The organism is Bradyrhizobium sp. Arg237L (assembly GCF_029990105.1).
Taxonomy (GTDB): domain Bacteria; phylum Pseudomonadota; class Alphaproteobacteria; order Rhizobiales; family Xanthobacteraceae; genus Bradyrhizobium.
The window spans coordinates 75,464-101,635 of record NZ_JAQMIL010000011.1 but is presented as its reverse complement, the minus strand read 5'-3'; the positions used below and the strand labels follow the sequence as shown (position 1 = coordinate 101,635).

Genomic DNA, 26,172 nt, shown 5'->3' with positions numbered 1-26,172 from the left:
CAGAAGTCGGGACCTTGGCTATTTCTCCGGCGTCCGAGGACCGTGCGCCTTGGCGGCTTTGCGGGACCGCGCGGCCGCCTTGCTGCGCAACCGCTCGATCTGGCCTCGCGGCAGGGTCACGCAGATCTCGCCGATCCATTCGAGCTTCACCCCGTTGATCGGCTTGGCGTTGAAGCTCGTGAGGTTGACCAGCGTCAGCGATTTTCCACGCTCGATCGTCTTCAGATAGCGCTCGCCGGTCTTCAAACGAACCGCCGCTTCTTCGCCATAGAAGCTCGAGAGAGGGTGTCGCTGCTCGCGATAGACGACAATGATGTCGCCATTCTCGTATTTCGGCAGCATCGAATCGCCTGATACCTCAAATGCAATGGTTTCTTCCGCGATCGGGAAGGGTAACTCGACTTCACCGAGCCCTTCCGGCGGTACCTGCTCATATTCCGGCTCGATGGAGGCTCCGGCGCCGACCCGGCCCATGACCGGCACCGAGTTGAGCTCGAGATATTCCATGATAGGCGCAATCTCGGATGCCTTGATTTGGCGTATCCCGGAGAGGATTTCGGAAACAGCGCCGGGGCGAACACCCATCGCGTGCGCAAGCCCACCCTTTGTCTTGCCCGGCTTCTGCAGGCCCCGCTCGATCAATCTGGTGTCCAGCATGGCGCATCCCTCTTTCGAATCCCCAGAAAGCATAGCAATTCGGATAATCAGAAATCAAGCTTGACTTTCATTTCGGAATATCAGAAATTGACGGTGAGGCATCGGGCGCCGAAGGGAAGGACAAGAATCAACAATGGAACTGACAGGCTGGGCGCCCGAACATTCGGACGCGCTGCGGGAATATATTGCCCAAGGCATGAGCTTTGCGAAGATCGCCAAGGCGATCAACGCCAGATTCAACACCGACTATACGAGAAGCGCCGCGATCGGCCGTGCCAGACGGCTTGGTCTGACGATGTCAGATAGCTCGCCGCCAGCACCGCCGCGGCTGACGCCAGTGCCGCAGTTGAACCGGTCGAACGAGCCGCGCGCGCCAAGGTCGATCGAATTCAATTGGCCGATGCCCGTGTTCGAGAAGGCGCCGCAGGTTCAGCTTCGCTGCGCCGAGATCGAGCCGCGCCACCTTTCGCTGGTGGAGCTTGAATATGAAGATTGCCGATATCCCTATGGCGGTGACAGCGATGGCGAACCCATCACGTTTTGCGGTCATCGGAGGCGGCCAGGCTCAAGCTACTGCACGCCTCATTTCCACTTGAGCCGCAATCCGGAGCTCGAGACGGAGCCGTCACCGAGCACCGCACTGCTGCCCCTGAGCGAGCCGGCATAGCGGCGTACGCGCCTCCCACCTCATCCATCTTGCAAACGACCCATCTTGCCACCGGTGAGATGGTCCCCGGTCGAATTCTGCCTCGAAGGAGCCAAGCCATGCCGCGCGCCAAACGCAAGAAACCATATCATCCCGCGAGAGCGCATGACCGCCGCGCACAGGATCTGCCGTACAACGCCGAGGTCGCCACTGTTGAGGTCGATGATCCCCTTGCGCTCGAGCCTGGAGACAAAGTCGTTGCGCTGCGCTCGATCCGCAACGATCCGCTCGGACGCCTGCATTCGCACCGTCAGATCGATGATACCCAGTTGCGAGGCGGCCGCGCGTTCCAGAGTGATTGGGAGAAGGCTGAGCGTGGACCGCGCGCGGTCGACCCCACCAGGGAATATGTCGATGGCGGCACGCGGCGAGAGCCGATCACGGAGGCCCAGCGCAGGGCGGTATCGCGGCTCAACCGGGTCGAGCGCGAGCTCGGCGCCGACGGTTCGGCCCTGGTGCACGAGGTCCTGATCCTCGGCATGACCATGGAGCAGGTCGGCGAGCGGCGGGGACTGCGAACCCAGCGCTGGAACGACTACTTTGCGCGGCGGCTCAAGGAATGTCTCGACCGGCTGGCGCTGATCTACGGCTTTGCGACGCCGCATCCCGTTCCCATCAAAAGCCTCCAGCGCTGAAGCGGAGCGGCTGCACCACGTCATAGGCGGCTTTGGTCAATGGCACCGCATAGTCGACGGTGAGGGCTCCGAACGGGGACGCCCAGGTAAGGCCCATGCCGACCGAGGAGCGCACGACGTTTTTGCCAGCGACCTGCAGCGCGGTGCCGCCCACGCTGGTCGGACCGGTATAACGGAACACACTTCCGGCATCGACGAAAGCCGATGCCTTGAGGCCGTATTCGTCCGGTACGCCGGGAATTCCGCTCTGCAATTCCGCGGTCGTCGCCCAATAGGCGCTGCCGCCGATATTATCCATGGTGGTGCCGGGCGTCAGATCGCGTGGGCCGAAGCCGTTGGTGGCAAACCCCCGGACCATGGTCGGGCCGCCGAAAAAGCTGTTCATCAGCGGCACCTGCTGACCGCCCCAGCCGGTGACGTAGCCACCCTGAGCGCGGACCATGCCGACGAGGTCGCCCGTGAGTGTCTGGTAATAGCGCGCGTCTTCGCTGGTCCGCAGGAACTTCACGTCGCCGCCGAGGCCGGCCAGATCCTGGCTGAGTTGCGACCTGAATCCACTGGTCGGGCTCTTGTTGTTGTCGAGCGTGCTGTAGGTCGAGGTGGAACCAACGGCGGAGACCCAGGCCGGTCCGTTAGCGGCCGCCTGCTGGACTGCAAGGGAAGGGGTCAAGCCGGAATTGGTCGGGCCAAGCGAGATGTCCTGATTGTAGATCGAATAGCGCCATTGCACGCCGAGCTGCTCGGTGATTGGCGTGCCGAATTGCAGCGTCGAGCCATAGGTCGTGCTGTTGTAGGACTGGTAGCTGTTCGCCTCGCTCTGCCGGCCGAACAGCTCGATCCCGGCCGATACCTTGGTGCCGAGGAAATAGGGCTCCGATGCTGCGAGGTCGATGCCGCGGGCATATTGGCCATAGGTCACGGAGGCCTGAACGTTCTTTCCGGTCCCGTAGAAATTGCGATCGCCCACCTTGAGCTCGATTAGCGCGCCGTCAGTGCTCGAGTAGCCGCCGGAGATGTTGAACTCGCCGGTCGCCTGCTCCAGGGTCTCGACATCGAGGACGACGCGATCGGGCGTCGAGCCGGGCCGATTGGTGATCTTGACGGTCTTGAAGTAGTTCAAGTTCTTCAACCGCCGCTCCGCGCGATCGATCAGCGTCTTGTTATAAGGATCGCCCTCGGCGATGTCGAACTCGCGCCGGATCACGTAGTCGCGGGTGTGCGTGTTGCCATGGATCTCGATACGCTCGACATAGGTGCGCGGGCCCTGGTCGATGACGAATGCGACGTCGATTCGTTGTGCGGCGGCATCGCGGGCGATGCGCGGCACAGCCTGCGCAAAGGGATAGCCGAGCTTGGCCATCTCGATGGCCAGCAGCTCGGTGCTCTTGTCAAGCGCATTGCCGTCAAACACCGCGCCGACGTGGGCGAGTGCGACGCCGCGCAGCTTTTGCGGATCGAGCCCGGGAATATTGCAGGCGACGCTGATATCTCCAAAGTGATACAACGGGCCTTCATCGATCGCGAAAGTGACTGCAAATCCCTTGGCCGCTGGATCGTATTCGGCCGTTGCCGAGCGGACGGTGGCATCGGCATAGCCCTTGCTGCGATAGTAGAGACGCAACTGCTGCTGGTCCTGCGCGATGCGGTCGGGATCGTAGACGTCGCCGCCGGTCAGAAAACTGAGCATATTGGTGGCCGACGTCTTGATCACGGCATTGAGCTGGCGTGCGCCGAAGGCCCGATTGCCGACAAAACTGATCCGGCGTACGGGCGTTTTGGTACCCTCTGTGATCACATAAACGAGATCGACGCGGCCGTTGCCGCGGTCGATGATCTCGGGCGCGACGCGGACATCGTCGCGTCCGACATGGCGATAGGCTTCGATGATACGGCCGATGTCGCCCTGTACCGTTGAGCGCTGCAGGCTGCCGCGCGGCTTCGATTCGATCGCGGCGGCCAGATCGGCATCCTTGATCTTCCTGTTGCCCTCAAAGGCGACGCGGTCGAGGGTTGGAGCTTCCGTCACATGCACGGTCAGGCGATCGCCGGCGGGCTCGATCGAGACCTTCTCGAACAGACCCGTTGCGACCAGCGCCTTCAGGGCTTCATTGCGCGCGGCTTCATCAAGCCGGCCGTCTGGCCCTGGATGGAAGTAGGAGCGCACGGTATCGGCCTCGACCCGGCGGTTGCCTTCGACGATGATCGTCGCAGTCGGCACCGGCACGCTCTCTGCGGCAAGTGATGCGACCGCGTTCAACAGAACTGCAGTGGCGACAAGTGACAAGCCGGTCATGCGCGGCTTCGACGGCCGCCAACGCAGCGTGATGCGCTCGAGCTTCACTTCCCTTACGGTCTCCCATTGACCGGCGATATCGAATTGCCGGCGCCGGGCAAAAGGATGTCGCATCTGGGGTGAGTTGCAGGCCGGAATCGGCCGCCCGCCATAATTTAAGCGCGCTTATTTAACCTGCGCGTTCTCAGAATTGTCGCAATGGCCGCATCATGCTTTGCAGCACAAAGTCCGAGATGTTGGTGCGGTGATGCATCAACGCTCGCCAGGAGTGCCGGATGCGTTACGCAGTTCTCGTCGTAAGCTCCCTGTTGCTGATGCAATCGGCGCATGCGGAGAAGACGCCGGACATTGACCCGCGCGCCTCGCTCGCCGTGGTCCAGCAGTGGATTTACAATTATCGCGCCAAGCCGGATTACGCCCATGTGCCGGCCGCGGTGCGCATTCTCTTCCATTCGCAAAGCTTCAAGGAGCCGGAAAATGCCGGCATCTATCTCGGCTTCATCGCCGGCGCGATCGGCTCCAATCCGGAAAAGGCCGAGCAACTGGTTGCGAGTTTCTTCCCCGTCGCGCCGGAAGATGAATGGGTGATCGTGCGCGCCGTTGCCTATTCCGGGCTGGCTGACTGGCGGAATATTCTGCGCAGGCTCGCGCCGCGCATGCCGGGGCGCAGGGTGATGATCGACAGCTACCTTTCCGGCAGGCTGCCGACACTCAACGATATTCCGCTCGAGGAGGCGACGCCCGGGATGATGGACAAGCTACGCGTCGCGTTCGCGCGCAATCCGTTCGCCAAGGAGGAGAGGAAGCTGAACACGAAGCTGACCTTTGCCACCGATCAGGATCTCCTGGATACGCTGTGGGGATATTATTTTGCCACCGGCTCTCATGTTCCGATCCAGCGCATCATCGAGATGCTGCCGTGGAGCAGGAGCCGCGATACGGTCGACAAGCTCACCGTCGGCAGCATGGCGCGTTATACGCTGGCGAGCTATGCGATCCGCGACGCCAGCCTGCGTGAATTCCTTCGCAACGAACTGGCGCGGCAGAAGCCGCCCATCAAGGCGCCGCTCGCGGAGGTCGTCGACGCGGCCGATACGGTGGAGATCGCGGCACTGCGCAAGGATGCCCTTGGTGCCGTCGACGAACTCAAGGCCAAGGGATCCGATAGCCGGCGCAATCTGGACTTCTGGGGCCAGGTTGGCGTCGGCGCGCTTTCACTCGGATGCGTGTCGGCTGCGGCGCTCGGGCAGGTCGCTATTGGCATCCCCTGCGTGATCGGCGGCTCGGCCTCGCAGGGACTGTTGCAGTTCTGGGAAAAGCAACAGTGAGCCTCGTTCGGGCGTGGTGCTCTTTCTTGCTGCGGAATATCGCCGATCTGGGCCGGTAGCCATGTCAGCCTGATATCCCGCCCTGCAAAATCCGGGTTTGGCCTCACCTTGGTACTTCCGCTAGAAAGTCGTGACGTCGCTTCTGGCGACAACGGTGGGCGTTTGCCCATTAACCGACAATAATAAAAGGAAGCGCCCAACCATGACTGTTGGACCACAACTGCCCGAGCGCGCGCTGCGCGCAAAGGGCGAACCGACCGCCCTCGATGGTCTGCTGGTTATCGATTTCACCCGTGTGGTCGCCGGTCCCGCCTGTACGCAGACGCTTGCCGACTTCGGCGCCGAGGTCATCAAGATCGAAAACCCGGATGGCGGCGACGACACGCGCGCCTATGAACATGCGGAAATCGGCGGCGAGAGCGCGGCGTATCTCAGCCTCAACCGCAACAAGCGTGGTATTGCGCTCGACTTCACCAATCTCGCCGCACGCGAGGTGGTGCGCGAGCTCATCGCCAAGGCGGACGTCGTGGTGGAGAATTTTTCCGGCAGCGTGATGAAGAAGTTCGGCCTCGACTATGCTTCGGTCGCGCCGAGCAATCCGCGGCTGATCTATTGCTCGATCTCGGCCTATGGCCGCAAAGGCGAATTTGCCTTGCGGCCGGGGTTCGATCCGATCACGCAGGCCGAAAGCGGCTTCATGTCGCTGAACGGTTTTCCCGACGGCGAGCCGGTAAGGACCGGGCCGCCGATCGTCGACATGGCAACCGGCATGTCGGCCTGCAATGCGATCCTGCTTGCATTGCTGGCACGCGACCGGCTTGGCCGCGGCCAGCATGTCGAGATCGCGCTGATCGACATGGCGGTAGCCATGACTGGATTTTACGGTATGGCCTATCTGATCAGCGGCCAGAATCCCGGTCGGTTCGGCAATTCGCCGAACGGTTCGCCAACGGTCGGTCTCTACCAGGCCGCCGATGGTCCGCTCTACATGGCCTGCGCCAACGATCGGCTGTACCGCCGCCTCGTCACCGAAGTGTTCGACCGGCCGGATCTCATCACCCATCCCGATTTTGCACACCGCAAGGACCGAACAGCAAACAAGGAGAAGCTGCGCGCGATCATTGCCGGCATCTTTGCCACCGACCGGCTCGAAAACTGGATGGCGAAGATGAAGAAGGCCAATATTCCCGTCGGCTATCTGCGCACGGTCGAGCAGGGGTTCAATGCCCCGGAAGTGCGCGACCGCGATCGCCTCAGCAGGATTCCGCATCCGACCGCGGGCTTCGTTCCCAATATCGAGACGCCGATCGGGATGAGCGTTACGCCGACGGTCGATCCAGTCGCCGCGCCGCTGCTTGGCCAGCACACGAGGGAGGTGCTGCGCGACACGCTCGGCTATGACGACGGCCGTATCGCGGCGCTGAAGGAAGCTGGAGCGTTCGGGAAGACGGGAAATACGGACTGAGCGGACCATCGTCTGGCGGATCGGTCTGGGCACGCTCCGCCGGCGATCTCTATTCTTTTACCGGTCTCGGCTCCGCAAACCGGCCAAGCTATAGCTTCAGTTCGGCTTGCTGTGGAGTTTGTTGTTTGGCCTCTCGTCCGCTTCCTTGTGCTCGGCCCGATCGATCTCGAGACGCGCCATCCGCAGTATCAAGGTGGCCGTGGTCAGACCGAGGCGTTCGGCCTCTTGGGCTGCGGTTTCAACCTTCTTCGCCAAGCCGTCGCGTTTGCCTGGATATGCCATAAATTCTTCCTCTCTTAATAAGTGGATTAACAATCCAAGTTGTGTTGCGGAGCTGCAGTAGATAGCTCGGAGCTCCATCGAGCGAAACGATCAGTTTCGCGCCATGTTGGCGGGTGGCTGGGTCGCGATTGCATAGACCGCACCGCCTTCGAGCGCTTCCGATTGGTGGACCGTGCCGGCCGGGAGGAAGATGGTGTCACCGGCGCTGACGATGCGCTGACCGCCATCCCAGGTGAAATTGAGCCTGCCGCTGATGATCATCAGGATCTCGTCGACCGGATGGGTGTGGAAGCTATGGACCTTGCCCGCAACGTCATGCTGCAGTTCGATCGAGCCCTGCTCCGGAAGCAGGTTGAGGATCGCCGGATCGATCGCGAATTCGGTCTTCTGACCTGTCACAATCCTGGTCATGCCGCTTGCTCCGTGTTGCCAGTGTGAGCCGACTTGTTCTGCGCGAGCTTGGCGAAGGGGCAGCCCCCGACAGAATGGTTGTCGTCTCGCAGGAAATATTGCTGGTACTCGCGCCCGTCGGTCGCGCCGTAGCGTCCGAGCAGAGGCGAGGGACTTGTGCTGTCGTAGGGAATGAGCCGCTTGCGCACTTCCGCGAATGCCGCATTGGCCGCTTTTTCCGTTCCCAGGATCTTCTCGAACACCCATCGCGGCTGGAAGGTCAGCATGAACGCGCTGGAGCGGCGGCTCTGGCGCATCACATGCGCAGGCGTGGTGCACACCACGAAGATCGGTTCGTCGGCGAAGGAGAATTCCCACATCGGATCGTCCAACTGCTCAGGAATGTCGGTTGGCCAGGGAGACTTGTCCAGCCGCGCAAGCTGGTCGAGCGTCGACCACATCTTGCGATAATAGGCGTCAAGCGTTTGTACCGGGCGCGGCCGCGTAAACATGATCAGTGAAGTATTGGGGCCGAACGAGCGGGCTTGCGAGACATAATGCGCTAGCTGTTCTCCGAGAACTTCGACATCGTAGGGATCGAGGAACAGGTAGCGGAGCTGATCCTGGCGATAACCGGCTACGCCGAACACGCAGGGGAACGGCCTCGCTTCGCTGCTCATCTGGGCCTCGAACTCGGCGAACATCACGCTTTGCCAGCTACTCACCGCGAATTTCGACGCGACCTCTCCTCGTCTCAAGAACAAACGCTCCATAACGCCCCCTATACGGTTAACGCGACTACTGAACTATCAGTTTGCTTCTCATCAACAGCGGTCCGGCAATTCCGGGTAGCGACATGAGCAGCAGAATTGCGATCAAGGTGCCGTAGCCGGCGTCACCGATCGCACCAGCACCGTGTGCGGTATCGGTTCCGGCGAACTGGCTCGCGACAAGCATGGCGAACCCGATGATCGGTTGCGCGATGCCGGCAAAGATCCCAGCCGCCGTCGTGTTTACGGATGCACCGACCCCGATGAGATCGGCGGTGTAAAGCCGCTTGGTGCATTTGAGCACGAGGGGGACTGTCCCGCCGGCGACCAGGCCGAGGGTGGTGAACACCACGGTAACGTAAACAAGACCGAACGCCTTGGCGACCGGCGGCAGCAGCATCGCGACGAGGATCATGCGCAGCACGCAAATCCGGATCAGGACAGTGTCGAGTGCCGCCGCGCGGTCGGCCGCGTGACCGAGGAAGATGGAGCCGATGGCGTTGCCGATCATGAAGGCAAGTAGCGGCGTTCCGGCGGCGGTCGGCGAGATGTTGAAAAAGTGCGCCACCATCGGAATGCCCCATACGCCCGACAGCGTCGTCACCACTGCGAAGTGGGACGCAAAGGTCATGGCGCATCCCCAATTAGCCACATGCGACAACGATTGCCGCGCGGCGCCGATGACGCTCTTCAGCGTCTTGTTGCTGGATGACACCCGATTTGGCCTCAGTGCAAACTTGGCGGCAACCAGATTGGCGAGGCCGATCGCGGCGATGAACAGAAAGCAGGCGCGCCACCCGAAGCCCGTCACGGCGGCTGCAAGCGGCGTCGTGGCGATCACGCCTCCGACATAGCCTGATACCTGCGAGATGCCCGACATGATGCCGAACCGCTCGTCGGAGAAATTCTGCGCGACCAGCTTCAACAGCGCGGTGAACACCAGCGCATCGCCGCAGGCGACGATCAGCCGCGCGGCGAAGACATCAAGCAGGTTCGGTGCCAGCGCAAAGGCTGCACTGCCCAGCGACGAAGCGACCATGCTGGCCAGCACCACACACCTGACGCCGTAACGGTCGACCAGAAGGCCGGCCGGAATCTGCATCAGCGTGTAGCCCCAGAAGTAGCCGGAGGCGAGCATCGCGACGCCGGCGGCGTCGGTGCCGAAGTCATGCATCAGGCTCAGATTGACCGATTGCGGCGAGACGCGCTGCAGGAAGGCGATGGCGTAGGCGACAGCTACCGTCGCCCAGGCCCAATAGGCGCGGTCACCGAGCCGTGAGGCCGTCTGGGCGTATGCGGTCTGCTGACCCAGCATCGACATCACACCCTCGCATATCCAACCGAGAATAACGCGTCCGCTGAATCCGGAATCCTGCGGGACATCGCCGCATCGACCAGTGATGCGGTGCCACGGTAAGCCTGCCGGTGGTGCTTAATGTGGCCGTAGGCGCCGCGCATGATCATTTCCGGCACCTCGAGCGGTTTGCCGGGATAGAGCGTTGCGCACATCTCGACGCAGGCTGCCTGCAGCGCGGAATCCCTGATGTCGTCGAGCAGCGAGGGTGTCACTTTCTCGCAGATCTTGGCATTGGCCGCCCAGACGATCGGATTGCGTGTCCGCCATCCGTAGAACAGGCCGCCAATCCCCTTTGCGGCAGAGCTTGCGCGCGTCAGCACTTCCTGGGTGAAGAAGCCGTACAGACCGCGCCCCTGATGGGCCGGAAGTACCTCGGTGCCGCTGCGATAGACCGCAGGTCCGCATGATATCTGCAGCATGCGATAGACGGAAAAGGCCGCCAGTCCCAAGCTGTCAAACACAAGGATGAGGCTGTACTTGCCGTCGAAGGGGGAGGAGCTTGCTGTCCAGTGTGGTTCGGTCGCCTTCCAGTTTACGGCGATGATGCCATTCATGGCATCCATCAGCGACTGGCGGTCGGAAGCTCCGATGCAGGACGCATCCGGAAAACTGTAGACTGCATAACCGGTCCAGGGCGAGCTGATCGCCTGGTATTGGCTGCCGAGCTTTCGCACCATGGCAGAACTCCACTGTCCGTAGACAGCTATACAGGCGAGGCTCGAATGGCTTAAAGGACAATATGCCCTCGAAATCTGCCAAATCCCGACGGCTCCCCCCGCGCCCGCAGGCCGCGATGCGGCGGATTGCGATTGTCGCTTTCCCCGGCGTGACGCTGCTCGACATGTCCGGACCGGCGCAGGTGTTCGCCGAATTGGAGGCGATCGAATTACCGGGCCCCGGATATTCGCTTTCCTATCTGTCCACCTCGGGCGGACTGGTTTCGACGGATGTGGGGATGATGATCGACACGGCTCCGATCAGCAGCGTGCGACCGCACCAGATCGACACGCTGGTGATTCCGGGCGGCCCCGGCATTTGGGAGATCCGCAAGGACGCTCGCTTGATGAAATGGATTTCGCAGGCGCTGCCGCAGGTACGCCGGATCGCCTCGGTCTGTCTCGGGGCTTTCGCGCTCGCCTGGACCGGTGTGCTGGACGGCAAGCGCGCTGCGACGCATTGGCGCTATTGCCCGCGGCTGCAGGACAGCTTTCCAAATGTCCGCGTCGAACCCAATGCGATCTTCGTCAAGGATGGGCATGTCTGGTCATCGGCTGGCGTCAGCGCCGGCATCGACCTCGCGCTCGCCATGATCGAAGAGGATTTCGGCCATACGATTGCGCTCGACGTCGCCCGGCGACTGGTGGTGTTCCTGAAGCGGCCGGGCGGTCAGAGCCAATTCTCGACAGTGCTTGCGGCGCAGGCTTCCGACGTCGAAGGGCGCTTCAGCGCGCTGCACGCCTGGATCATCGAAAACATCGCCAGCGATCTCCGGGTAGAGACGTTGGCCGCGAAGGCCGGCATGACGCCGCGCACCTTCGCACGCACCTATGCCAGCCGCACCGGCATGACCCCGGCAAGCGGCGTCGAGGCCCTCCGCGTCGAAACCGCCCGGCTGCTGCTGGAGAGCCGGCAGATACACGGTGTCGTGGAGGTCGCAAAACGTGCCGGCTTCGGTGACGACGAGCGGATGCGGCGCGCCTTCCTGAGGCATCTCGGCGTATCGCCGACCGAATATAGAAACCGCTTTTCGGGCGGTTGAGCGCTGGAGTTCTTTGTTGTCGGCAGACGGGTCGTCGTAAGCGAATGGCAGCCTTTCGTTCGCGTCCGGGGTTTATCCCTTCAAGGCGGTAGCTTTTGCCGCTCATCTGCGGCTAATGTGCCGGCCAAAACGGGAGAGAACCACCATGAATGACGGGACCTCCATCCGGCCGACGCGCAATGTCGAACTCGGGGCCAGCGGCGAAGAATACCAGAACCTGCACGAATTTGTCCGCAAAGCCCGCGCCAGGCTGAACCAGAACGCCTGGGATTACATCGTCGGCGCCGCTGAGACCGAGACCACGCTGCGGCGCAACCGGATGTCGCTGGATGAGATCGCGTTCCGGCCGCGCGTGCTGCGCAATGTCGTTCACGTCGATGCTTCGACGGAGGTGTTCGGGCGCAAATTGCGATTGCCGGTCATGCTTGCGCCGGTCGGTGCGCTCGAGATCTTCGATCCTGCGGCGGGAGCGGCGGTCGCCCGCGGTGCCGGCGCATTCGGCGCGGCGCACATGCTGAGCTCGGTGTCCGAGCCCGGGCTCGAGAATACCGCGAAGGCCGCGCCCGACGCGCTGCGCATTTTCCAGCTCTATGTCCGCGGGGATGATGCCTTCGTGGAGGACGTCGTCAGCCGCAGTGTTGCCAACGGCTATTCCGCGTTCTGCCTCACCGTCGACACCGCCCATTACAGCCGTCGCGAGCGCGACATTGCCAAGCGGTACGTCCGGGAAAGCCGTATTCGCGCCACCGGCGGCGACTTCCAGAAAGGGCTGGAATGGCGAACAGTGAAGTTGATCAAGGACAAGTTCAGGATCCCGCTGGTCGTCAAGGGGATCGCTACCGCGGAGGACGCAGTCATCGCACTCGATCACGGCGTCGACTGGATTTACGTGTCCAACCATGGAGGCCGTCAGCTCGATCACGGCCGCGGTGCGATGCACGTCCTGCCGGAAATCGTCGAGGCGGTGAGGGGGCGCGCCAAGATCATGGTGGACGGCTCGTTCTGCCGCGGCACTGACATCGTGAAGGCGATCGCCTTGGGCGCCGATCTCGTCGGCATCGGTCGCCTGCAATGCTGGGCGCTGGCCGCCGATGGCGAGAGGGGCGTCGCCCGCATGCTGGAATTGCTGGAAGACGAGGTGATCCGCTGCCTCGGCCTGCTCGGCGTGACCAGCTTCGCCGAACTCGACAAGTCCTACCTGCATCCGGCGACGGCGACCAACCCGCCGGGCGTGTTCAGCGCGTTTCCGCTGTTGGACATTGACCCGTATCGCTATTAGCGGCAGCGATTTCCCATCGACGAAGGGACGAGGGAACGCGAAGGCGCCTGTCGCGTTATCGCAACCATCGCCGCCGCATCCGAGAAGCGGGAAACGAGAATGCCGGAATGGTCGACGCGAATGGCAGATAACCCGTTCGCAGATTTCTCTCTCGAACGAGCCATTGCGCTCCGCTGGGCGCTGCGGGACATCCAGGCTCGCCGCCTGAAGATATCCCCTGTCAGCGACGAGGACCTGCGTGTCCTGAGCGAGCTCGGTCTGGTCGAGCTACAGGACGAGAGTCCCGTTCTGACCCAGGCCGGCATGGCGGTGCTGAGCGGCTGATGCAAGCTTGTGCCCGCAGCCTACCGTTTAGCGGGCCTGCAGGAAGCTCTCGCCGGAGTCGCACGGCGTGCAGCGATAGGTCAGCACGTCGTAAACCTGATCTCGCGGCTCGATCGAAGCGAGGCGCATCTGCGCGCCGCACTTCATGCATGGCATTTCGATGCCGGTCTTGAATCGCGTGCAGGTCGGCGTTGGCCGGAATGTGCGCAGCATTGAATCCCCTCTCGCCCAAAGAGACGCAACGCCACTGACCTGTGGGCGAACAACCCACCGAATCACTGTGCCACATTGCTGCCACCATTGGAATCCGCGCAAAGTGGATGCGGCCAGAAAATATTTATCGAGGGAGGTGCCGACAGCCGTAGCTGATCGGTGCACTCAACGCCGCCGTGCTACCGCGACGCCGAACAGGAATGCGACGCACAGGCTCGTTAGCGGCGCTTCGCGGGTGATCGCAGTGATCGTGGAAAGCGTGCCGCCGGGTTGACGCGAGGTCTTGATCGCGTCGCTGAGCCGGTCGATCGCAGCCCGAAGTCCATCGGACACTTCCGTGATCGTGCGCGATACATCGGTTGCGGTATCGATCGCGCGTTCGCCAAGGCTGGGCTGCAGCGGGGATTCGGGTGTTTCGAAGTTCACGGCTCGAACCTCACGAGATCTGGTCTGGCTGCGCACACTGCGCCGAAGGGTCATCTTCGGCCGCTAGTCCACCAAATGCATCAGCGGCCAATTTGTTCCACCTGCGGACAGTCCGTTCGCTCTGGCGGGCGCGGAACCTCGGAGCCCGGGAGGATTTGTTCATCAGGCCAGACGCATTCGATGGAGAAGAGTCCTTGATCGGAAATCGTTCGAACCGGCACGGCGGGGCGCCGCTCTTGGTAGCACTGGCGGTAGCAGCAGCCGGCGTGCTCGGCATATTGGTGGTCGATCATGGTCCATGGAGCAAGCCGAAGGTACAGCCGGCTGCGACGGCCAATTACTCCACAACAGGGGAAGCTGCGCGAGCGGCCGGCGCCACAGTCATGCCGACGGAGCCGAAGCCGCCGATCGAGCCTGCTCCGCCCGGACCGCGGCCCGCGCACCCTGCCAACTCTACAGTCCCGCAATGAGCCTCGAGGCTGGTTTCGCTTTCCGCGGTCATGCAGGAAGTACGCTCCAGAAACATTGACGCGTCGGGCAAATCAGGAGCATAAGGACATCATCGTCGAGTTAGTGAATGCCCGCAGCGGAAATAACGCTGCGGGCATTTTGCTGTCGCGGCATGTGACCACCGATGATGCGCAGCCGGATCGCTGACTTTGTGCCACGTCAACTCGGACATTGACACGTCGGGCAAATCAGAGGCATAAGGACATCATCGCAAACATTGTGAAGCCCGCGCGGAGAAATCCGCCGCGGGCTTTTTCTTTTCCGCTTTTTCGAATCGGACGACGGCCGCGCGTCACGACGCCACATCTCCGTGCCCGACGCCGCGCGTCGCAACCGCGCCGTCGTCCGAACCACTTTCACCATCGATCACCGGCGCGCGCGAACGCGCCGGCCCGCGGCGCGGCGCCAACGTGCCGCCGCCGCATGCGGTCCCCGACAGTCAAGGGGATAAGGTTCGCGCCGAAATGATCGCTGTCTCCGAGCGATCTGCCGCAAATTCAATATGCCGTCGCACGCAAGCGAAGCGATACGAACCACCCGATCTGCATGAGACTTAAGTGGCAAAAACCCTTACCGAGATCCGCTCGCTGGCCCGCAGTCATACCAGGACGGCGCTGAACGTCCTGGTGGGCATCATGCGCAGCAAAGATGCAACCCCGGCCGCACGCGTATCCGCCGCCAACGCCGTTCTCGACCGCGGCTGGGGCAAGGCCCCGCAGGCAATCGAGAACGGCGGTGAAGGCCAGCTAGAACTCGTCCACCGAATAGAGCGCGTCATTGTCCATCCTGAAAATTCCAACAGCGAAAGCATTTGAGCCGCTTCTGCAGCCGGGGCGATACAAGGGAGCATTCGGCGGTAGAGGCTCGGGAAAATCCCATTTCTTTGGAGAGCTTCTTGTCGAGACCTGCCAGGCCGAGCGCGGCACGCTCGCGGTCTGCATCCGCGAGGCGCAGCGGACATTGGCGCAATCCTCAAAGCGCCTGATCGAAAGCAAGATCGCCTCGCTCGGCATCGGCAACGGCTTCAAGCTCTTTGCCGACAAGATCGAGACGCCGGGCGACGGCATCATCATCTTCCGCGGCCTTCAGGATCACACGGCGGACTCGATCAAATCACTGGAAGGCTTTCGCATCGCCTGGGTCGACGAGGCGCAGTCATTGAGCGCACGCAGCCTCGCGCTGTTGCGTCCGACCATTCGCGCCGAAGGCTCCGAATTGTGGGCGAGCTGGAATCCGCGGCGTAAGACCGACGCGATTGACGATTTCCTGCGCGGGCGAAAGCCGCCGGGCGCGATCGTCGTGCACGCGAACTGGCGCGATAATCCCTGGTTTCCGGCCGTGCTCGAGGAAGAGCGGCGGACCGACTTGTCGCTCTATCCCGATCGCTATGATCACATCTGGGAGGGAGACTACGTGCGAGCGTTCGAAGGCGCCTATTTTGCCGAGATGCTGACGCAGGCGCGGAAAGAGGGACGCATCGGAAAGGTCTCCGCCGATCCGCTGCTGCCCTTGCGCGCCTTCATCGATATCGGTGGCTCCGGCGCGACCGCCGATGCATTCACGATCTGGGTGACGCAATGGGTGGGAGCTGAAATTCGCATCCTGGACTATTACGAGAGCGTCGGCCAGGTGTTGGCCTTTCACGTCAACTGGCTGCGCTCGCGCGGCTATCGACTGTATCAGCCGCAGGCTCCCTGGGCGTGGCCGCACACCCTGTACTGGCGTAAAACCATGGGGTGATGCTGGAAGCGAGCTAGCGGAATGGGAGCCCAGCCAGGCTGCACGAGGCCCGCGGGTCCGCGAGAAGTTCCGAATAAGCCCGGTGGCCGTTCTGGCCGCCGGGCTTATTTTGATTCCAGGCGGCAGTTCGTTCACGACGGGATGCGGTGAGGCGTCTTGATCCCTGGTGTTCAAGCGATAAACTGCGGGCGGTCTTGGCCACTTTGGGATCAGAAAGGCCGAGCGGGAAAACGCCAATGGCAACGGACGGCCGCAGGCCCGATGGAAGCTCGCCTATCGAGCGGCAAGCAGAAGATTATGTGGCCATGGTCGCGCGCGCCAGGGCCCTCATTCCGGCACTTCGCGAGCGGGCGGCAAGGACCGAGGAATTACGGCGCCTGCCGGCGGAGACCGAGTACGACCTGCATAACGCCGGCCTGTTCCGGATTCTCCAGCCGAGGCGCGTCGGCGGCGCGGAGCTCGACTATGTCGCGCTGATCGATTGTGCCGATGCGCTGGGGCAGGGCGATGCTTCCGCAGCGTGGAATTTCGCCAATCTTGCGAGCCACCACTGGATGCTTGGGATGTTCGATCCACAGGCGCAGGATGTGGTCTGGAGCAAGGAACTGAATACCCTGATTGCGTCCTCCTTCATATTCCCCGCCGGCCGGGCGCGGAAGGTCGACGGCGGCTACGTGTTGACCGGATGCTGGCCGTTCTCGTCGGGTGTCGAATCCTGCGAATGGAATATGCTTGGCAGCGTGGTCTCCTCCGATGACGAGGCCGATGGAGTCGAATATCGGATTTTCCTGCTCAACCGGCGAGACTACAGGATCAAGGACATCTGGAACGCGACCGGCCTCCGTGGGACCGGATCGAACGAGGTCGAGGTTGAGGGAGCCTTTGTCGCAAATGCGATGTCGATCGCGGTGAGCGATCTCACGGGCGGGCCGACGCCTGGCAGTTCGGTCAATCCGAACCCGCTCTACGCGCTGCCGGTGTTCGCGCTGTTTCCATATGTCCTGTCAGGCGTCGCCCTCGGCAATGCACAGGCTTGTCTCGACGACTATGTCGAGATCGCGCGCCACCGCGTTTCGACCTCCAATCGCGCCAAGCTTGGCGACATGCAGAGCACACAGATCAAGATCGCGGAGGCTTCCGCCAAGATCGACGCGGCGCGCCTGATCATGCGATCGAACTGCATCGGCGCGATGGCGGACGCACGGAGCGGCCATATCCCCGCTATCGCCGCCAAGACCAGGCTGCGGCGCGATGGTGCTTTCTCGGTCAATCTCTGCAGCGAGGCGGTGTCGCTGCTGTTTGCCGCGAGCGGGGCGCGCAGCCTTTTCACGGCAGGTACGTTGCAGCGGCAGTTCCGCGACGCCCATGCGGTCAATTCACACCTTGCCTTCAATTTCGACGCGGCAGGGACCAACTATGGACGTGTGGCGCTGGGCTTGCCGTCCGAAAATCTGACGCTCTGAGGTTCACCGGATGTCTGATGTACCCAAGCATCCGGCCGATCCGGCCAATGAATTTGCCAGCGGCAACTCACCGATCGATCCTCGGGATTTACGCAGTGCGCTGGGCACATTCGCAACCGGCGTCACGATCGTCACGGCAATGGCCGCGGATGGCAGGCCATATGGCGTCACCTGCAACTCCTTTGCGTCAGTATCGCTAAATCCGCCGCTGGTGTTGTGGAGCCTTGGCCTGTTCTCGCAGGGCCTGCCCATCTTCCAGAATGCGAGCCACTTCACGGTCAATGTGCTCGGTGCGCCCCAGCAGGCATTGGCGTCGCAATTTGCAAAATCCTCAAACGATAAATTCGCCGGGGTGAGCTGGACGCCTGGACTGGGCAATGCGCCCGTCATCGCCGACAGCGTCGCCAACTTTCAGTGTCGTGCCGTCAATCGCTACTATGGCGGCGATCACGTCATATTCTTGGGTGCGGTTGAGGCCTATTCCTACAACCGGCAGGAGCCCTTGCTGTTTGCGCTCGGGACGTTCGGTCGCTTTCTCGCGGACGAGGGCGGCAAATAGACCCGGATAGCCCTGGGTGACGTGGCCTCGGGTGCACGGCAGCGCTTGACCAAATCGACGCAGTCACTTTGGAAGCTGGAGCTGAAATTACTTAAGTTTGTCGTAGAGTTGTCGGATGTGTCGCACGTGCCGTCCAGGTGGCAGATGCAGGCGAGAGCTACTTGGGCGAGACAGGAGAGGGCCTCCGGACGGCTGGCTTCCCACGTCAGGATCGGAGCGTTACACTCACATCAACGTATGAAGCCGCTTTCCAGTTGAAAAGCCGGTCTTGGTTGACTACGGAAGAACTACATCCCAGGCAGTTTTTGCTTTCGGAGTTGTAACGAGCGTGCCCCAGGATAAAACGGGCGAGACTCGCGGATTTTCGACCAGCAAATTGTCGGTTCTCCGCAAGCATCCATACTTTGTCGATCTCGAACCCGAGGCGTTCGAGCAGCTTTGTCGTTACGCCAAGCACACGACGCTGAAGCGCGGAGCTGCGATCTTCTCGAAGGGAGATCCGGGCACAAGCCTGTTTGCCGTAATATCGGGCACGGTCAAAATCAGCATCTCATCGCCCGATGGCCGCAATGCGATCCTGAACTTGATCGAGGCCGGAGAAATCTTCGGCGAGATCGCTGTGCTGGATTCGGGGGTGCGGACCGCCGACGCGACCGCGAACAGCAATTGCGAACTTTTCATCATCGATAAGCGCGAATTCATTCCCTTCGTCCGGAGCCAGCCGGCGCTAGCGATGAAGTTCATCGAGCTCCTGTGCGTACGGCTACGCTGGACCAGCGATCAAGTCGAACAGGTCATCCTTCAAGACCTTCCAGGTCGGGTCGCCAGCGCTTTGCTTCGCCTTACTGAAAAGCACAAGCCTGAGCCACAAGGTCGTGTCATTGCCATCACCCAACAGGAGATCAGTGAGATGGTCGGCATGACCCGTGAAAGCATCAACAAGCAGCTTCGGGTTTGGGCCACGCGCGGCTGGGTGCGGCTCGAGCATGGCGCGATCGTGGTGTTGAAGCCGGAAGAACTACAGACGCTGGTCGATTCTGGATCGGAAAACGGCAGCGAATAGCATCGCTCCGTGACATCTTTCACAACGCAGTGAGTTCGTCGGGCCTGTGAAGCTGCTCACAGGGTGGTGGCGCGCGTTGCGGTAACCCCAGGTCAGGGACCGCAATGTGGAGAGATCCATGCACGACTCATTCGACCAGCCCCCTGACGACGACCAGAGCATCTATCAAAGCTGGAGCATCAAGCTCATTGCTTTGCCGTTGCTCATCGTCGTCGCCCTGATCGGCATGGTGGTTAGTCATCCATCGGCCATGAATTGGGTTTCGGACACGGCGCAGGCCGAGCCTGTCGGCCCAGACTTCGTCGGCCCAGACATCATACCGGACGCTCCGCGACCGACACGACTTGCTCTCCCGGCGAGTCGAGTCCGCACGCTCCCCGGCGATTGATGTCGCTGCTTGGCGGAACCCGACTTGGCCCCGCTGGACGGCTTATGCCCTGTTTCGCACGCAAATTCCCGACAATCCCCCTCGGCGGCACCGGAATTTGATGTTACCTATTTGACATGAACGAGCGCGCCAAGATCGACATTCGCCATTCAACCTGTCCGCACGATTGCCCGTCGGCGTGTGCGCTCGACATCGAGGTGATCGAGGGCCGCGCGATTGGCCGGGTCCGCGGTTCAAAGTTGCAGACCTATACGGCAGGTGTCGTCTGCGCCAAGGTTGCGCGTTATGCCGAGCGTATCCATCATCCCGAGCGGCTGCTCCACCCGATGCGGCGAACCGGGCCGAAGGGCTCCGGTCAGTTTGACCGGATTTCCTGGGACGAGGCGCTCGAGGAGATCGTCGCTCGCTTCAATGCGGCCGAACGCGAATTCGGAGCCGAGTCGATCTGGCCCTATTACTACGCCGGCACCATGGGGCTCGTGATGCGTGATGGCATCAATCGCCTGGCGCATGTCAAGAAATACTCTCGCTTCTATTCCACGATTTGCGCGAACATCGCGCGTGTCGGATTTTCAGTCGGCACCGGCAAGATCGCTGGCGTCGATCCGCGTGAAATGGGCGTCTCTGACCTCGTCGTGATCTGGGGAACTAACCCGGTGAACACCCAGGTCAACGTCATGACACACGCGATGCGCGCCCGGAAGGAGCGGGGCGCCAAGATTGCCGCGATCGATATCTACAACAATGACACGGTGAAACAGGCTGACGTGAAGATCATCCTGCGGCCCGGCACGGACGCTGCTTTCGCCTGCGGCATCATGCATGTGCTGTTTCGCGAAGGGTACGCGGATCGCGCCTACATGGATCGCTATACGGACTGCCCGGACGAATTGGAGGCACACCTCGCCAGCAGGACGCCCGAATGGGCTTCGTCGATATCAGGCGTGCCGGTGCAGGAGATCGAGGCTTTCGCCCGTCTGGTCGGCCAGACCAAACGCTCGTTCTTCCGCCTGGGCTACGGCTTCACACGAAGCCGAAATGGTGCGGCGCAAATGCACGCTGCGCTCTGCATCCCGGCGGTGACCGGTGCCTGGCAATATGAAGGCGGCGGTGCATTTTTCAACAATGCCGCGATCTGGAAGTTCAACGAGTCCGTCATCGAGGGACATGATGCGATCGACCGCACTACGCGTTGGCTCGATCAATCGAGGATTGGACGTATCCTGACCGGCGACGCCGAGGCCTTGAAGGGCGGACCGCCGGTCAAGGCGATGCTGATCCAGAACACCAATCCGGTGACGGTGGCGCCGGAGCAGACGTTGGTGCGCGAAGGGTTTGCTCGGGAGGATCTGTTCGTGGCGGTCCATGAGCAGTTCATGACCGAGACCGCAGCCATGGCCGATATCGTCCTGCCCGCGACAATGTTCATGGAGCACGACGATCTCTATTACGGCGGCGGTCACCAGCACATTTCAGTTGGGCCCAAGCTGATCGAGCCTCCGGCCGAATGCCGCAGCAACCATCAAGTGATTCAGGCACTCGGGCGCCGCCTCAATGCAGTCCATCCCGGCTTTGAGATGTCGCCGCGTGAATTGATCGACGTGACGCTGAAGAAGAGCGGCCATGGCGATATCGAGAGGCTGGAGGCGGATCTGTGGCGTGACATCCAGCCGGATTTCCGGACCTCGCACTACCTCGACGGCTTTGCACACGCGGACAAGAAGTTCCACTTCAAAGCCGATTGGGCGCATCCGCCTTTCGGGATCGCGGGTCTGGGGCCGTGGGATCAGATGCCGTCGCTACCCGACCATTGGACCATTATTGAAGAGGCCGACGAGCAGCATCCGTTCCGGCTGGCGACCTCGCCGTCACGGAGCTATCTCAACACCAGTTTCAATGAGACGGCGGGATCCCAGGCACGCGAGGGTAGGCCGACGGTGATGATCCATCCGGACGACGCGGCGGGCCTTTCGATTGCCGACGGCGATGCGGTGACGCTCGGCAACATGCGCGGCGAAACGACGCTAACGGCAAAGCTGTTTGACGGCGTGCGTCGCGGCGTGCTGATCGCCGAATCCATCCACCCAAATAAGGCCCATATCGGTGGCCGCGGCATCAATACGCTGACGGGCGCCGAGACGGTCGCCCCTGTCGGCGGCGCCGCGTTCCACGACAACAAGGTTTGGGTCCGGAAGGCTCGGGTCTCAGCCTAAATCGCTCTTGCAGTCGGCCGCCACCTGCCGCAAATGGTTGCCGGAAACGGCAAGAAAAGGCAGGCCAGATGACCGAGAGCAGCAGCGTGATCCTGGAGAAGCGGGGCCAGGCGTTCTGGATCACGATCAACCGGCCGGACAAGCGCAATGCGCTCAATGGTGACGTGATCGCGGGCATCGCAAGAGGTTATCGCGACGCTTACGATGACAGCGAGGTCCGCATCATCGTGCTGACGGGAGCGGGCGACAAGGCCTTTTGCGCCGGTGCCGACCTGCAGAACAGCGGCGCCGCCTTCGCGATGGACTATTCCAAGCCGAACGTCGATTACGCTGATCTGCTACGACTCTCGCAAAATTCGACCAAACCCGCGATCGCGCGCGTGGGCGGCGTGTGCATGGCCGGCGGCATGGGCCTGCTATGTATGACCGATATGGCCGTGGCCGCCGATCACGTGATCTTCGGCCTTCCGGAGGTAAAGGTCGGCGTCTTCCCGATGCAGGTGATGAGCCTTTTGCAGTCGATGGCGCCGCCACGCCTTGTCAGCGAATGGGCGCTGACTGGCGAGCCTTTTGACGCCAAGGCCGCGCAGGCCGCGGGGCTGCTGAACTATGTGGTGCCGGCCGCCGAGCTTGATATGAAGGTCGAGTGGTTGATCAATCGCATCGTCGACAAGTCGCCGACCGCGATCCGGCGCGGCAAATATGCCATGCGCGCGATCGCCTCGATGTCGTTCGACGAGAGCATCGCCTATACCGAGAGCCAGATCGCGCTATTGGCGATGACCGAGGATGCCAAGGAAGGCCTCAAGGCGTTCAGCGAGAAGCGCAAACCATCCTGGCCCGGGCGATAGAGCCGATCCAGGATAAGGAAATCTGCGCTCGTCGCGCCTACTGCGACTATCCCGGATTCGCCTTGAGTCCGGCTGCTTCGATGCCGGCGATCGCGCAGATCTCGTCATTATCCGATGTGTCGCCGCTGACGCCAACGGCACCAAGCAGCGTGGTGCCATCCAGAACGAGTACGCCGCCGGGCACCGGCACGAGGCGACCCTGCGCCAGCGCATTCACGGCGCCGATGAAATAGGCCTGCTCCTGCGCGCGCTGAAACAACGCCCGTGACCCCATGCCGAGCGCCAGCGCCCCATAGGCTTTACCATGCGCGATTTCGGCGCGCATCAGGCTGGTCCCATCCTGCGCGGCAGTCAGTTTGACCGCGCCGCGCGCATCGAGAATGGTGACGACAAGCGGCTTGAGCTTTTTCTCGACCGCTTCGGCAAGCGCGGCGTCAAGGATCTTTCGGGCAACATCAAGCGTAAGCTCAGTCATGGAGGGGTTCCTTTGCGGGAGAGGACAGACCTTCGGATTTCGCACGATCCAGGCTCATGGCCAACACGCGCGCGGCATGGAGCGGGGAACGTGTGGTGCCATCCCTGATCTGGTGTCGGCACGAAGTGCCGTCAGCGACGATCAGCGTTGCATCGTCGGCGCGGCGTATTGCGGGAAGGAGAGAGAGTTCGGCCATATCGATCGACGCCTGGTAGGTGTCGGCGCCGTAGCCGAACGCGCCGGCCATGCCACAACAGCTCGACTCGATGCTTTCGACATTCAGGTCCGGGACAAGGCGCAGCACCTTTTCGACAGGTTTGAACGCGCCGAACGATTTCTGATGGCAATGGCCGTGAACCAGGGCTTTGTTGGCAATGGCGCCAAGCGGCAACCGCAAGCGGCCGGCCTCCGCTTCGCGCACCAAGAACTCCTCAAAGAGCAGCGCATGGGCACTGATGCCTCTTGCGATTTCGTCGGAACGCAATGAGAGGAGTTCGTCGCGCAGCGTCAGGAGGCAGCTCGGTTCTAGCCCGACGATCGGCACTCCGCGCGCTGCGAAAGGCGCGTAGGTGGCGACCAGCCGATCCAATTCGATGCGAGCCTGATCCACCATGCCGGCCGAGAGAAATGTGCGTCCGCAACAAAGCGGCCGGGCGCGATCGATGGGCCTCGGGAGATGAACGCGGTAGCCGCCCTCCACGAGCACACGCAGCGCGGCATCGAGGTTCTCGCGCTCATAGGTGCTGTTGAAGGTATCGGCGAACAGAACCACTTCATGGCCCTCTTCCGGACCAAAGACGTCCGCGTCCATCTTGAAGACATCGCGCCGGAATGCCGGCAGCGATCGCTTCGAACTGATGCCCGCGAACCTCTCGAACAGCGCCCGTAACGAGCGGCTGCTGTTGCGCCAATTGGCTAGCGGCGCGAAGCGCGACGCCAGACCTGCATAGCGGGGCAAATAGCCAACCAGCCGGTCGCGGAGCGAGAGTCCGTGGTTCGCCGCTCGCGCAGCCAATACCTCGATCTTCATCTTGGCCATGTCGACCCCGGTCGGACACTCATGACGACAGGCCTTGCAGGAGACGCAGAGCTTCAGCGTCTCCATCATCTCGTCCGATGAAAGCGCGTCAGGTCCCAACTGCCCGGAGATGGCCAGCCGCAACGTGTTGGCGCGTCCGCGCGTAACGTCCTTCTCGTTGCGTGTCGCGCGATAGGACGGGCACATCACGCCGCCCTCGAGCTTCCGGCAAGCGCCGTTGTTGTTACACATCTCGACAGCGCCCTGGAAACCTCCGCCGGCGCCGGGATAGGCCGACCAGTCGAGTACGGTTTTCAGCTCGTTGACCTTGTACTGCGGCGAGTAGCGGAACAACGAACGATCGTCCATCCTTGGCGGATCGACGATCTTGCCGGGGTTGAGTACATTGTTCGGATCGAACCGGTGTTTGATCTCCCTGAAATCGGCGACAATGCGCGAGCCGAACATCGTCTCGTGAAATTCCGACCGCACCAGGCCGTCGCCATGCTCGCCGGAATGTGAGCCCTTGTATTCGCGCACCAGGGCAAATGCCTCTTCGGCGATGGCGCGCATCGCCTTGACGTCCTTTTCGAGCTTGAGGTTAAGCACAGGGCGGACATGCAGACAGCCTTCGGAGGCGTGAGCGTACATCGTGCCGCTGGTGCCGTGCTTGGCGAAGACGGCGTTGAGCCGGTCGGTGTATTCAGCGAGATGCGGCAACGGCACCGCGCAATCCTCGACGAAGGAGACCGGCTTGCCTTCCTGCTTCATCGACATCATGACGTTGAGGCCGGCGGCGCGGAAGTCGGCGATAGCGCTCTGCAGGGCGGGTTCGACGATCTCGACCACGCCGCCCCATTTGCGCGGCGGCTTGTCCCAGCCGAAGCCGAGATCTCCCATCAACTCGCCCAGTTGCTTCAGCCGCGCGAGATTTTCAGCCTGATCTTCCTCGGCGAATTCCACGACCAGGATGGCATCGGGATCGCCGCGCACGGCAGAGGCGATGACTGGCTTGAACATCGCGATATCGCGGCCGAGCGCGATCATCGTGCGATCGACCAGTTCGACTGCGATCGGCCGCAGCTTGACCAGATGCTGGGCCGCGTCCATCGCCTCGTAGAAGCTGCCAAAATGACAGACGCCCAGCGCCTTGTTGCGGATCGTCGGCCACAGCTTGAGCTCGACCTTGGTAGTGAAGGCGAGGGTACCCTCGGATCCCACTAACAAATGCGCCAAGTTGTTCGGCGCATTGCGCGGCACCAGCGCATCGAGATTGTAGCCGCCGACCCGGCGCTGCACCTTCGGGAATTTGTCCGCGATCTCGGCCGCCTCACGCCTGCCGAGATCAAGCATGTCGCGAAACAGCGCAAGCCCGCTGTCCGGTGAATTCACGCGCGCGAGATCCCGCGGCACTTCGCCGAAATGCAGGAGCGTGCCGTCGGCAAGCGCAGCATCCATCGACAGCGTATTGTCGCGCATGGTGCCGTAGCGCAGCGAACGCCCACCGCAGGAATTGTTGCCGGCCATGCCGCCAATGGTGGCGCGTGAGGCGGTCGAGACGTCGACCGGAAACCACAGCCCATGCTTCCTGAGCTGGCGGTTGAGATCGTCGAGTACGATGCCCGGCTCGACCACGCAGGTTCGGTTCTCGACATCCAGCGAGAGGATTCTGTTCAGGTGCCGGGAGAAATCGATCACAATGCCGTGGTTAACGGTTTGGCCGCATTGCGAGGTGCCGCCTCCACGGGGAGTCGCGATCCGGCCGGCGTCGCGCGCGATCGTCAGCGCCCGTAGCGCCTCGTCCATGGTTCGGGGAACCACCACGCCCTCGGGCACGATCTGGTAGAACGAGGCGTCGGTCGCGTAGCGTCCGCGGCTGAAGGCGTCGAAAAGGACGTCGCCTGTAATCTCCCGGGCCAGGCGCGTAGCGAGCGCGCTGCTGCCAGCCGTTTTTTTGGTCTGTTCGGCTTTCATTGCCGGCGCCGGTCGGTTCTCGTGCATTGCACCA

26 protein-coding genes are annotated in these 26,172 nt (G+C 62.1%); 15 read left to right on the top strand and 11 right to left on the bottom strand.

Translation table 11 applies throughout. The features are described 5' to 3' along the window. Positions 1–18: 18 nt before the first annotated feature. Positions 19–657: a S24 family peptidase gene (locus OZ411_RS09335; RefSeq protein ID WP_130577070.1), complete on the bottom strand. Its 639-nt coding sequence runs from the start codon at positions 655–657 to the stop codon at positions 19–21. Positions 658–790: 133 nt separating this feature from the next. On the opposite strand from OZ411_RS09335, the gene OZ411_RS09330 reads away from it, so the two are divergent. Further along, on the top strand, positions 791–1,324 hold the full coding sequence (locus OZ411_RS09330) for a GcrA family cell cycle regulator (RefSeq protein ID WP_282527696.1): 534 nt from the start codon (positions 791–793) through the stop codon (positions 1,322–1,324). Positions 1,325–1,422: 98 nt separating this feature from the next. Then, the gene (locus tag OZ411_RS09325; protein ID WP_282527695.1) at positions 1,423–1,998 is read left to right on the top strand and encodes a hypothetical protein; all 576 of its coding nucleotides are present in this window, start codon (positions 1,423–1,425) and stop codon (positions 1,996–1,998) included. Here OZ411_RS09325 and bamA read toward each other — a convergent pair. Beyond that, complete coding sequence (bamA, locus tag OZ411_RS09320; RefSeq protein WP_282527734.1) at positions 1,979–4,291, bottom strand: outer membrane protein assembly factor BamA; 2,313 nt, start codon at positions 4,289–4,291, stop codon at positions 1,979–1,981. The genes OZ411_RS09325 and bamA overlap by 20 nt on opposite strands. A gap of 275 nt (positions 4,292–4,566) precedes the next feature. Here bamA and OZ411_RS09315 point away from each other — a divergent pair, with 275 nt between their 5' ends. Both OZ411_RS09315 and OZ411_RS09310 read left to right on the top strand, forming a co-directional pair. Next, on the top strand, positions 4,567–5,619 hold the full coding sequence (locus tag OZ411_RS09315; RefSeq protein WP_282527694.1) for a hypothetical protein: 1,053 nt from the start codon (positions 4,567–4,569) through the stop codon (positions 5,617–5,619). 202 nt (positions 5,620–5,821) lie between these two features. After that, complete coding sequence (locus OZ411_RS09310; RefSeq protein WP_282527693.1) at positions 5,822–7,084, top strand: CoA transferase; 1,263 nt, start codon at positions 5,822–5,824, stop codon at positions 7,082–7,084. 96 nt (positions 7,085–7,180) lie between these two features. On the opposite strand, the gene OZ411_RS09305 is transcribed toward OZ411_RS09310, so the two are convergent. The 5 genes from OZ411_RS09305 to OZ411_RS09285 form a co-directional block, all read right to left on the bottom strand. After that, positions 7,181–7,339 carry a hypothetical protein gene (locus OZ411_RS09305; protein ID WP_282527692.1) on the bottom strand — a complete coding sequence of 53 codons (159 nt, stop codon included), beginning with the start codon at positions 7,337–7,339 and terminating at the stop codon, positions 7,181–7,183. 117 nt (positions 7,340–7,456) lie between these two features. Continuing rightward, the gene (locus OZ411_RS09300) at positions 7,457–7,777 is read right to left on the bottom strand and encodes a cupin domain-containing protein (RefSeq protein WP_130223626.1); all 321 of its coding nucleotides are present in this window, start codon (positions 7,775–7,777) and stop codon (positions 7,457–7,459) included. After that, positions 7,774–8,514 (bottom strand): YqcI/YcgG family protein, encoded by a 741-nt coding sequence (locus OZ411_RS09295; protein ID WP_282527691.1) that lies wholly within the window; start codon positions 8,512–8,514, stop codon positions 7,774–7,776. The genes OZ411_RS09300 and OZ411_RS09295 overlap by 4 nt, the downstream gene beginning before the upstream one ends. A gap of 40 nt (positions 8,515–8,554) precedes the next feature. Further along, the gene (locus OZ411_RS09290) at positions 8,555–9,847 is read right to left on the bottom strand and encodes an MFS transporter (protein ID WP_282527690.1); all 1,293 of its coding nucleotides are present in this window, start codon (positions 9,845–9,847) and stop codon (positions 8,555–8,557) included. After that, positions 9,847–10,560 carry a hypothetical protein gene (locus tag OZ411_RS09285; protein WP_282527689.1) on the bottom strand — a complete coding sequence of 238 codons (714 nt, stop codon included), beginning with the start codon at positions 10,558–10,560 and terminating at the stop codon, positions 9,847–9,849. The genes OZ411_RS09290 and OZ411_RS09285 overlap by 1 nt, the downstream gene beginning before the upstream one ends. Before the next feature lie 62 nt (positions 10,561–10,622). Here OZ411_RS09285 and OZ411_RS09280 point away from each other — a divergent pair, with 62 nt between their 5' ends. The 3 genes from OZ411_RS09280 (at position 10,623) to OZ411_RS09270 (ending at position 13,245) form a co-directional block, all read left to right on the top strand. Then, on the top strand, positions 10,623–11,642 hold the full coding sequence (locus OZ411_RS09280; RefSeq protein ID WP_282527688.1) for an AraC family transcriptional regulator: 1,020 nt from the start codon (positions 10,623–10,625) through the stop codon (positions 11,640–11,642). A 145-nt stretch (positions 11,643–11,787) separates the two neighbouring features. Beyond that, a complete protein-coding gene (locus OZ411_RS09275; RefSeq protein WP_130577080.1) occupies positions 11,788–12,921 on the top strand; it encodes an alpha-hydroxy acid oxidase in 1,134 nt (377 codons plus the stop codon). A gap of 99 nt (positions 12,922–13,020) precedes the next feature. Then, positions 13,021–13,245 carry a hypothetical protein gene (locus OZ411_RS09270; RefSeq protein WP_245474541.1) on the top strand — a complete coding sequence of 75 codons (225 nt, stop codon included), beginning with the start codon at positions 13,021–13,023 and terminating at the stop codon, positions 13,243–13,245. Between the two features lie 27 nt (positions 13,246–13,272). Here the strand turns inward: OZ411_RS09270 and OZ411_RS09265 are convergent, their stop codons facing one another. Both OZ411_RS09265 and OZ411_RS09260 read right to left on the bottom strand, forming a co-directional pair. Beyond that, a complete protein-coding gene (locus OZ411_RS09265; protein WP_028164894.1) occupies positions 13,273–13,458 on the bottom strand; it encodes a hypothetical protein in 186 nt (61 codons plus the stop codon). A gap of 165 nt (positions 13,459–13,623) precedes the next feature. Continuing rightward, entirely contained in the window at positions 13,624–13,884 is a 261-nt protein-coding gene (locus tag OZ411_RS09260) for a hypothetical protein (RefSeq protein WP_282527687.1), read from the bottom strand. Between the two features lie 1,067 nt (positions 13,885–14,951). Here OZ411_RS09260 and OZ411_RS09250 point away from each other — a divergent pair. The 8 genes from OZ411_RS09250 (at position 14,952) to OZ411_RS09215 (ending at position 22,671) form a co-directional block, all read left to right on the top strand. Continuing rightward, a complete protein-coding gene (locus OZ411_RS09250) occupies positions 14,952–15,209 on the top strand; it encodes a hypothetical protein (protein WP_282527685.1) in 258 nt (85 codons plus the stop codon). Then, a complete protein-coding gene (locus tag OZ411_RS09245; protein WP_349016991.1) occupies positions 15,172–16,134 on the top strand; it encodes a phage terminase large subunit in 963 nt (320 codons plus the stop codon). The genes OZ411_RS09250 and OZ411_RS09245 overlap by 38 nt, the downstream gene beginning before the upstream one ends. A gap of 305 nt (positions 16,135–16,439) precedes the next feature. Continuing rightward, positions 16,440–17,597 (top strand): acyl-CoA dehydrogenase family protein, encoded by a 1,158-nt coding sequence (locus OZ411_RS09240; RefSeq protein ID WP_207234382.1) that lies wholly within the window; start codon positions 16,440–16,442, stop codon positions 17,595–17,597. Between the two features lie 10 nt (positions 17,598–17,607). Then, entirely contained in the window at positions 17,608–18,156 is a 549-nt protein-coding gene (locus tag OZ411_RS09235; protein ID WP_130577087.1) for a flavin reductase family protein, read from the top strand. Between the two features lie 328 nt (positions 18,157–18,484). Further along, complete coding sequence (locus tag OZ411_RS09230) at positions 18,485–19,219, top strand: Crp/Fnr family transcriptional regulator (protein ID WP_130577104.1); 735 nt, start codon at positions 18,485–18,487, stop codon at positions 19,217–19,219. Between the two features lie 118 nt (positions 19,220–19,337). After that, positions 19,338–19,607: a hypothetical protein gene (locus OZ411_RS09225; protein WP_282527684.1), complete on the top strand. Its 270-nt coding sequence runs from the start codon at positions 19,338–19,340 to the stop codon at positions 19,605–19,607. A 116-nt stretch (positions 19,608–19,723) separates the two neighbouring features. Beyond that, positions 19,724–21,820, top strand: a complete 2,097-nt coding sequence (locus tag OZ411_RS09220) for a molybdopterin oxidoreductase family protein (protein WP_282527683.1) — start codon at positions 19,724–19,726, stop codon at positions 21,818–21,820. A gap of 68 nt (positions 21,821–21,888) precedes the next feature. Beyond that, entirely contained in the window at positions 21,889–22,671 is a 783-nt protein-coding gene (locus OZ411_RS09215) for an enoyl-CoA hydratase/isomerase family protein (RefSeq protein ID WP_282527682.1), read from the top strand. 46 nt (positions 22,672–22,717) lie between these two features. Here the strand turns inward: OZ411_RS09215 and OZ411_RS09210 are convergent, their stop codons facing one another. Continuing rightward, positions 22,718–23,146, bottom strand: a complete 429-nt coding sequence (locus OZ411_RS09210; protein ID WP_130577091.1) for a heme-binding protein — start codon at positions 23,144–23,146, stop codon at positions 22,718–22,720. Beyond that, complete coding sequence (locus OZ411_RS09205) at positions 23,139–26,138, bottom strand: FAD-binding and (Fe-S)-binding domain-containing protein (RefSeq protein WP_282527681.1); 3,000 nt, start codon at positions 26,136–26,138, stop codon at positions 23,139–23,141. Before OZ411_RS09205 ends, OZ411_RS09210 begins: the two co-directional genes overlap by 8 nt. Between the last annotated feature and the right edge of the window lie 34 nt (positions 26,139–26,172).

Excerpts from the sequence above, each read along its gene's own strand:
- OZ411_RS09290 (WP_282527690.1), bottom strand. The coding sequence starts at position 9,847 with ATGTCGATGCTGGGTCAGCAGACCGCATACGCCCAGACGGCCTCACGG.
- OZ411_RS09310 (WP_282527693.1), top strand. The coding sequence starts at position 5,822 with ATGACTGTTGGACCACAACTGCCCGAGCGCGCGCTGCGCGCAAAGGGC.
- OZ411_RS09235 (WP_130577087.1), top strand. The coding sequence starts at position 17,608 with ATGTCTGATGTACCCAAGCATCCGGCCGATCCGGCCAATGAATTTGCC.
- OZ411_RS09240 (WP_207234382.1), top strand. The coding sequence starts at position 16,440 with ATGGTCGCGCGCGCCAGGGCCCTCATTCCGGCACTTCGCGAGCGGGCG.
- OZ411_RS09265 (WP_028164894.1), bottom strand. The coding sequence starts at position 13,458 with ATGCTGCGCACATTCCGGCCAACGCCGACCTGCACGCGATTCAAGACC.
- bamA (WP_282527734.1), bottom strand. The coding sequence starts at position 4,291 with ATGACCGGCTTGTCACTTGTCGCCACTGCAGTTCTGTTGAACGCGGTC.
- OZ411_RS09205 (WP_282527681.1), bottom strand. The coding sequence starts at position 26,138 with ATGAAAGCCGAACAGACCAAAAAAACGGCTGGCAGCAGCGCGCTCGCT.
- OZ411_RS09315 (WP_282527694.1), top strand. The coding sequence starts at position 4,567 with ATGCGTTACGCAGTTCTCGTCGTAAGCTCCCTGTTGCTGATGCAATCG.
- OZ411_RS09225 (WP_282527684.1), top strand. The coding sequence starts at position 19,338 with ATGCACGACTCATTCGACCAGCCCCCTGACGACGACCAGAGCATCTAT.
- OZ411_RS09280 (WP_282527688.1), top strand. The coding sequence starts at position 10,623 with ATGCCCTCGAAATCTGCCAAATCCCGACGGCTCCCCCCGCGCCCGCAG.
- OZ411_RS09220 (WP_282527683.1), top strand. The coding sequence starts at position 19,724 with ATGAACGAGCGCGCCAAGATCGACATTCGCCATTCAACCTGTCCGCAC.
- OZ411_RS09335 (WP_130577070.1), bottom strand. The coding sequence starts at position 657 with ATGCTGGACACCAGATTGATCGAGCGGGGCCTGCAGAAGCCGGGCAAG.
- OZ411_RS09285 (WP_282527689.1), bottom strand. The coding sequence starts at position 10,560 with ATGGTGCGAAAGCTCGGCAGCCAATACCAGGCGATCAGCTCGCCCTGG.
- OZ411_RS09270 (WP_245474541.1), top strand. The coding sequence starts at position 13,021 with ATGCCGGAATGGTCGACGCGAATGGCAGATAACCCGTTCGCAGATTTC.
- OZ411_RS09300 (WP_130223626.1), bottom strand. The coding sequence starts at position 7,777 with ATGACCAGGATTGTGACAGGTCAGAAGACCGAATTCGCGATCGATCCG.
- OZ411_RS09275 (WP_130577080.1), top strand. The coding sequence starts at position 11,788 with ATGAATGACGGGACCTCCATCCGGCCGACGCGCAATGTCGAACTCGGG.
- OZ411_RS09325 (WP_282527695.1), top strand. The coding sequence starts at position 1,423 with ATGCCGCGCGCCAAACGCAAGAAACCATATCATCCCGCGAGAGCGCAT.
- OZ411_RS09215 (WP_282527682.1), top strand. The coding sequence starts at position 21,889 with ATGACCGAGAGCAGCAGCGTGATCCTGGAGAAGCGGGGCCAGGCGTTC.
- OZ411_RS09210 (WP_130577091.1), bottom strand. The coding sequence starts at position 23,146 with ATGACTGAGCTTACGCTTGATGTTGCCCGAAAGATCCTTGACGCCGCG.
- OZ411_RS09330 (WP_282527696.1), top strand. The coding sequence starts at position 791 with ATGGAACTGACAGGCTGGGCGCCCGAACATTCGGACGCGCTGCGGGAA.